The 7,216-nt window shown below is 31.5% G+C and carries 6 protein-coding genes; all 6 read left to right on the forward strand.

Annotated elements, in window-relative coordinates:
- Positions 1–471: 471 nt before the first annotated feature.
- Entirely contained in the window at positions 472–1,512 is a 1,041-nt protein-coding gene (locus tag ACZIYX_RS17875) for a hypothetical protein (protein WP_462683622.1), read from the forward strand.
- Positions 1,513–1,926: 414 nt separating this feature from the next.
- Complete coding sequence (locus ACZIYX_RS17880) at positions 1,927–2,865, forward strand: hypothetical protein (protein WP_462683623.1); 939 nt, start codon at positions 1,927–1,929, stop codon at positions 2,863–2,865.
- Positions 2,866–2,907: 42 nt separating this feature from the next.
- On the forward strand, positions 2,908–3,639 hold the full coding sequence (locus ACZIYX_RS17885; RefSeq protein ID WP_462683624.1) for a GH25 family lysozyme: 732 nt from the start codon (positions 2,908–2,910) through the stop codon (positions 3,637–3,639).
- A 438-nt stretch (positions 3,640–4,077) separates the two neighbouring features.
- Positions 4,078–5,619, forward strand: coding sequence for a serine hydrolase (locus tag ACZIYX_RS17890; RefSeq protein WP_462683625.1), 1,542 nt, complete (start codon positions 4,078–4,080; stop codon positions 5,617–5,619).
- 54 nt (positions 5,620–5,673) lie between these two features.
- Entirely contained in the window at positions 5,674–6,354 is a 681-nt protein-coding gene (locus tag ACZIYX_RS17895; protein ID WP_462683626.1) for a GNAT family N-acetyltransferase, read from the forward strand.
- A 211-nt stretch (positions 6,355–6,565) separates the two neighbouring features.
- Entirely contained in the window at positions 6,566–6,856 is a 291-nt protein-coding gene (locus ACZIYX_RS17900; protein WP_462683627.1) for a hypothetical protein, read from the forward strand.
- Positions 6,857–7,216 lie beyond the last annotated feature (360 nt).

Genomic DNA, 7,216 nt, shown 5'->3' on the forward strand with positions numbered 1-7,216 from the left:
TCTTTATGATTTTTTTATAAAAAATTAAGATTCTATACTGGTCATACTTAGTAAGAATATCACAATACAGGCATGAAGTGCTGAAGTATTTAATATCAAAATATGTAGTTACGATAAAAGATAAGGAAAGCTAGCTTGTTTTAATACTGTATGTAAATTAGTCAATATTTATAAATCTTCACTACTATAATCAGCAACAAACAGAATCACAACTAATTTACTATAAGCATTTTACCACAGAAACCCAACGCAAACATCATTAATATGATGAAAAAATCACCCAATATATTTGATCAAAAAGATACCCATATACTATATTTGACCCTGATTTTGGTTTTCTTCTAAAAAAGCAAACAAAGTTTTTTTTAATATATTAAATACCAAAAACTATACTTAATATTTTGAAATCTCATTTGATAATATTCAAAACAATTCAATTTTTTATTATCTACTAAAACTAATATGAATACAATGAAACTACTTACCCCTTACTTTGTTATTATTTTTTTATTCACTACCACTGTATTTTCACAAAAAGCACAAGTTGGTACAGAAGGCGATTCAAGCTACGAGGATAATCCTGTTACAAAAAGAGCAATACAAGATATAGAAGCAGCTTTTCTTGTATTTGGAGATTTTGGCTTTATGCTTGAAGGAGAATATACTGTAGTAAACAATACGATCTCAGGAAAAAAATACTATTCTTTAGGCGATGGTGATAAATACAAAAAAGTATCCTTACTAATGGAAGAAGGAAAAATTATCGGGGCAGATTCTGAAGGAAGTAAATTAGATATAATTTTTGAAGGGGATGCTATAAAAAAAATAAGTGCAGAATCCCTGTCTAACTTTGATTACACATTTTATAGAAATGCCGAAGGTAATGTAGCTAAAATCGAAAATCCTTTTTCTAACGGAAACATACAATGGATTGATTTTGTGTATAAAAACGGAAAAGTGAGCGAAATAACCAAATACTTTAAAAAAGGAAAATTTGGAAAAACAGTAACTACTATCTTAGAGAGTACCCCTACTAAATTTAAAGCCTCTTTGAGCGAGTATCCACACAAATCCAAAGAGTTCTCTAAACAACGTAATATTACCGTATCAAAACCAGAAGAGAATAAATTTAGGATCGAAAGGGTTTTAAATTTTGGAAAAGGAAGAAAAACAAATACCGTTACCGACATACAATATACCGATTTTGATAAGATAAAAAGCTGGGTAAAAACTACCAATGAAACCAAGAAGGATGCAAAAGAGTACGAATACCTTAACGAAAAACTAGCTAAGTCTAGTGCAATACTGGGTAACAATGATGAGATCCTTTCTAAAACCATATACATATACTTTGATTTAAAAGAGCAAGGAACTTCTTTGCCAGAATATGAGTGGAGAGAAGGAAGATATGAATTTGACACTAATAATGAGTTAAATTTTGTGGAGCGAGACGGAAAATTTAAAAGAAAAGAAAATGGAACTTGGACAGACTGGCAATTTTTAAAGATGTAAAAGTCGGATAGGTGCTATTAAAAATATTTTTTCGTCTGTCTCTGGGTATCGAAGTTATCTTACTAATACTAATTTTCAATATCCAAAGACAGACAATTTAGTTTTTGAATATGCCCTTTTGAACTCTTTTGTTTATAGCGGCACTAATAAACCGCTCTGCATTATTACTTGGTTGCATTACAATATTCAATACCGCCTCATAAAAAAAGCCTTATAACCCGAGTTTCGATTATTATACGGGTGTACCATAAACAACGTTAATTAGATTTGAAAAAATCATCAACCCCAGAGTGTGTTTATGATAATGGTTCCGAAAATATATTCTTCTTTCGAGATAAGTATCGGGGAAATTATACAAAAAAACAATATATTTAGGTTAGTCAAAAAGTATAAACCAACTTAAGTAGTATTACTATGGATATTAACCAAACGTTATCCAATATAATTCAAAAAGATAAAATCTGGATTATTGTTTTCACTTTAATCCTTGCTTCTCTGGGATTTAGTAATTTGTTGGTCACGCCGGCAATAGATTTTTTGTCAGACATAAATAGTAATATGATGCTGGGGCTGGGGGTTGCGATGGAACTAAAAAGTATCGTTTACGGTATCGATAGTTCGGGTATTCCTCTTGTAGGAGGGGTGGCAACAGAGCTTTCAGATATCTTTACACGAGCAATTAGTTATTTAACCTTTGCTAATATTGTTGTTGCCGTTCAAACCATATTAGTAAATATGGGAAAATCCTTGTTTTTTAAATTACTTCCCTTCGTTTTTCTTATAGGAGTATTTTTAAAAAAATATAATAAGACCGCCTTAAAATTACTAATCATCGCATTGCTAATCAACCCGGGATTATCGTTGTATGTAAATGGCATACACTATGTGTCGGACACCATGCAATTAGATCTGGGATCCTCCCTGCACGAACACCTTTCTTCTATTAAAGATAAATATCAGGAAAAAAGAAAAAAAGTAGAAACAAAACAAGAAGAAAGAAAAGAAAAACAATTAGAAAAATCCAAAGAGCAAGGTCATAAAGGCATTGGTATTTTCAGAAAAGTAGAAGATGCTGTTGTAGATAAAGTCGAAGATATTGGCGTAGATGTAGAAGAAGGGTTTTCTGAAGCTTTTGAAGTATTAAAAGAAGGTAAAAAAGAAATCATGAAACTTATCATAAATATGATTAGCAATCTAATTGTTCTTTTTTTAATCTTACCCCTACTGTACTTCTATATAATGAGTTTTTTGCTCAAAAAATTCTTCCATTTTTCCGGGTTAAGTACTATAGAAAAAACCCAGGAAGACAATCTGAAAAAAATTGCACAAGACCTAACCAATAACCATAAATAGTTATACGACCAATACCGGTAACACCCTAACCAAAAATTTCCAATGAAAAAATTTATCCTTCTTTTATTAATAACTTTAACAATACTATTTTCTTGTGGATCAGACAAAAACAATCCATGTTATTCTGAAAATAAAAGACTCGAAAAAGAACCTTCTATTTTAGGAATGGACATTTCTCATTTTCAAAACGATATCAACTGGGAAGATATCAAGGAAGATGGTGTTAATTTTGTTTTTATCAAAGCATCAGAAAGCACACATTATAAAGATCCCAATTTTAAAAAAAACCATGCAGCTGCACAAAGTGAATGCATCTACAGGGGGGCATATCATTTTTATGAAACCGGTAAAGATCCCGAAAAACAAGCGCGAAATTTTATCGAAGCAGTAGGGAAATTAGTACCCGGTGATCTGCCTCCTGTATTAGACCTGGAAGAATTAGGTATAAAAACCCAAGTAGATAAAGAAACCTATCAAAAAAATACATTGCTCTGGCTAAAAATTGTTGAAAAAGAACTTGGTGTTACACCTATTATATATTCGGATCCATCTTTTGGGGATAAATATCTGGACCATCCCGACTTTAATAAATACCAATTATGGGTTGCAGAGTACACAAAAACGTCTCCTAAAGTTCCTGAAGTATGGAAAAATAAAGGGTGGCTGATCTGGCAACGAACAGATCGCAAACAATTAGAAGGGATGAAAGAAAAAGTGGATTATGATATATTTAACGGAGATGCGAAAAAGTTTAAAAAACTTTTAAAAAAATAGCTGCCTGTATACCCTTATCATAATTAGTAATCAAACAAGAGGGTGTTTAAAAAGTGTATTTTAGAACTAACTGTCACATTGAGCGGAGTCGAAATGCATGGATAATCAAGGGTAATTATCTCTCGACTCCGCTCGAGAGGACAGAAGAATTGACTTTTTAGACACCCTCAATTATCATTGAATATTATTCTGAAAGGATATAACATTCTTATCCCCATAAAATAAATTATATTTACCTTTCAAAACACACAAAGCATTGAACTCATTTAAACTTTTGGGATTCAAGCGAAAATTAGACATTTTTTTGCCCAATCAAAGACTTTTTTGAGTTACATAGCAATGCTATGGAACGAAAAAAAGGCAAAAAGTGGGTGAAAAAGGACAATTTTTTAGCCAATTGAAAAAGTTTAAACAAGTTCATTATCTAAAATTAATAATATGAAAAAATTACTGCTGTTATTTACAGTATTACTGATTTCTACAACGAATATAGTAAGCCAAACAGGCACTACAGTTGATCTCAAAAAGTTAGACGAATACTATGCCAAAATGACCAAAGACTGGGATATCCCTGGTGTTTCTATTGGGATTGTTAAAGATGGACAACTGGTTTTTAGTGGTAGTTACGGAGTAAAAGAAATAGGGAAAAACGAAAAACCTGATGAAAATACACTGTATGCCATTGCATCTAATTCCAAAGCATTTACCGCTACCATTATTGGGATGTTGGTTCAGGAAGGAAAGCTAAACTGGGAGGATAAGGTAAAGAAACATCTACCATATTTTGCGCTATACGATCCATGGGTAAGTAATGAAGTTACTATAAGAGATATATTAAGTCATCGTGTAGGGCTAGGTACATTTAGTGGAGATGTGATCTGGTATAAAGCAAATCTAACATCAGAAGAAATTATAAAAAGAGTTAAACACCTTCCTAAAACCCATGATTTTAGATCTGGATTTGGATACTCTAATGTAATGTACATTACCGCAGGAGAAATCATAAAAAAAGTAACCGGAAAAAGTTGGGGGCAAAATGTACAAGAACGTATTCTAAATCCTCTGGGAATGGATAGAACTATAACCTCGTACAAAAAACTCGATATAAAAAAGAATTATGCAACCCCGCATGGTCGTGAAAAAGACATCAACATACCAATCGACTGGGTAGATTGGGAAGAAATAGGAGCTTTGGGCGGGCTTATTTCTAGTGTAAAAGATGTTTCTAAATGGATGATCTTTAATCTAAACCACGGTCGTATCGATAAAGATACCTTGCTTACCAAAAATACCAGAAATACAATTTGGACACCTCATAACAATTATACCGTAGATCATACTACAAAAAATGATTTTAACAAGCATTTTAGTGGTTATGGATTAGGATGGGGATTAAGTGATTATCGAGGAAAACTTAAAGTCTCGCATACAGGTGGGTTTGATGGGATGATTACAGCAGTAACCTTGATCCCTGATGAAAATCTGGGTGTTGTCGTATTAACCAATGGCATGAAAAGCCCAATTACTGCAGCAACATATTATGCGCTGGACCAGTTTTTGGATGCAAAACCTGTTACTAACTGGTCTTCCAAACTTTTAGAAAAAACAAATAACAACAATAAAAAAGATACTCGTATCTCAAAAATAAAAGAAAAGAGAGTACTAAACACCAAACCTTCTGTTGCACCAACCCAGATAGCAGGAAATTATAAATCAGATATCTACGGCGAAATCAAAATTTCGCTAGAAAAAGATCAGTTACGTATGAATTTTGAACATACCCCGGATTTATCTGCTACATTAAAACACTGGCATCATGATGTTTGGGAGATTGTATGGGATCAAAAACATGCCTGGTTTAGTTTTGGGACAGTAAAGTTTAATACTGATAATAACTTAAAGATAACAACTATAGATTTTGATGTGCCTAATGACGATATCTTCTTCGAAGAATTAAAACCATATAGAGTTTCTGAATAAAGGAGAGTTGCTTCAGTAACACGAATTTCAGTACTTAACTCAAAAAACAATGCAATGACTGAGGAAAACAAATTAGATAATCCTGTTTGGAATTCTTTAAATGAAACACATAAAAAATTATCTATAGACTACAATGGAGTTAAATTTTATGTCCCTGAGTATTGTCCTTTTGGGGGTTTTCTAAAAACTAACAATTTAGAAAAAGGTATATATGAATATTCCAACTTGATTGATAGTTTTTATGTCGTTGGAGAAGAACCTACATATAGTGATCTGCTAACTTTAAACAAAAAATTGGTTTGCAATCAAATGATTCTTGAAAAGCTTATTAATATTGAAGCAAATGAGCAAATCATCGAATTAAAATCGAAAGATCAAAAAACTGATTTGTTTAATTTAGTAAATTTGGTTCAGCCCGGATACTTCAATGATAAAACATCGGATTTAGGGAAGTATTTCGGAATATATAAAAACGATGAATTAATTGCAGTTACAGGAGAAAGAATGAAAATGAATACATTCACAGAAATAAGTGCAGTTGTAACTCATCCAGAACATACAGGAAAAGGCTATGCAAAGCAATTAATAACACACACCGCCAACCAAATATTTAATGAAAATAAAATACCATATCTACACGTTGCCGAATCGAATATTGGAGCAATCAGACTTTATGAAAAATTAGGGTTTACAACCAGAAGAAAAATAAACTTTTGGAATTTAAAACGAATTTAAAAACGCATTGCTAGCAATTTATTTTTGCTGGCTTCCTAATACTATCAACATTAGCAATTATTACTTCAAGCTGCATTATGCATTGTTATCTTTTATACAGTAATATGATTTATGTAAAATGATTCTAATGCTAATTATCTTATTGTAAGTCTTTCTACAACATTAATAATTAGTACCTTATAGACATATTTCATTCAAAACAAAACTAAAAATGTCAGGAGGAGATTGGAAAACAATGTTTAAAGAAGTTCAGGAAAATGATGTAGAGCTGGTGAGATTTTATCTCAAATCGGGTATAGATCCCAATTATCAACATCCCGAAGTTATGGCACTTCCTCTATCAGAAAGTATTCGCTATAATAATTTAGAAATAACAGAATTATTGCTTGTAAACGGGGCTAACCCTTCAATTATAGAAATGGAAAGTGGCATTACATCTTTAGAACTTGTAAATAACATAAACCATAAAAAAAGTATTGATTTATTAGAGAACTATATGTAATATGAGATGTCATGAAAACTGTAAACTCACAAGATAAAGATAACTGAATAATATCGTTTTTATTTTAAATAACAATCTCTATCTAAAAAAGTATCTGCTTTTCTGCACTTTGTAAAATAGGGCTGGATCATTTTTTACATGAATCAATATCTCTTTCTCCATCAAATACATTTTAACGCCATAATCTATACGGCTTTATGCTAAAACCATTTATTGTCAACATTCTAGAATAGTATTAACTTGAGCAATATAAATTTCATGAGTTACTCAACATATTTTAAAATGGATTTAGATTAATTATTTATTAATACCATTTCTTAATTAAAAATACTGTTATATGCGGTTATTAAGTATTGGTGA

The organism is Aquimarina sp. (assembly GCF_977115655.1).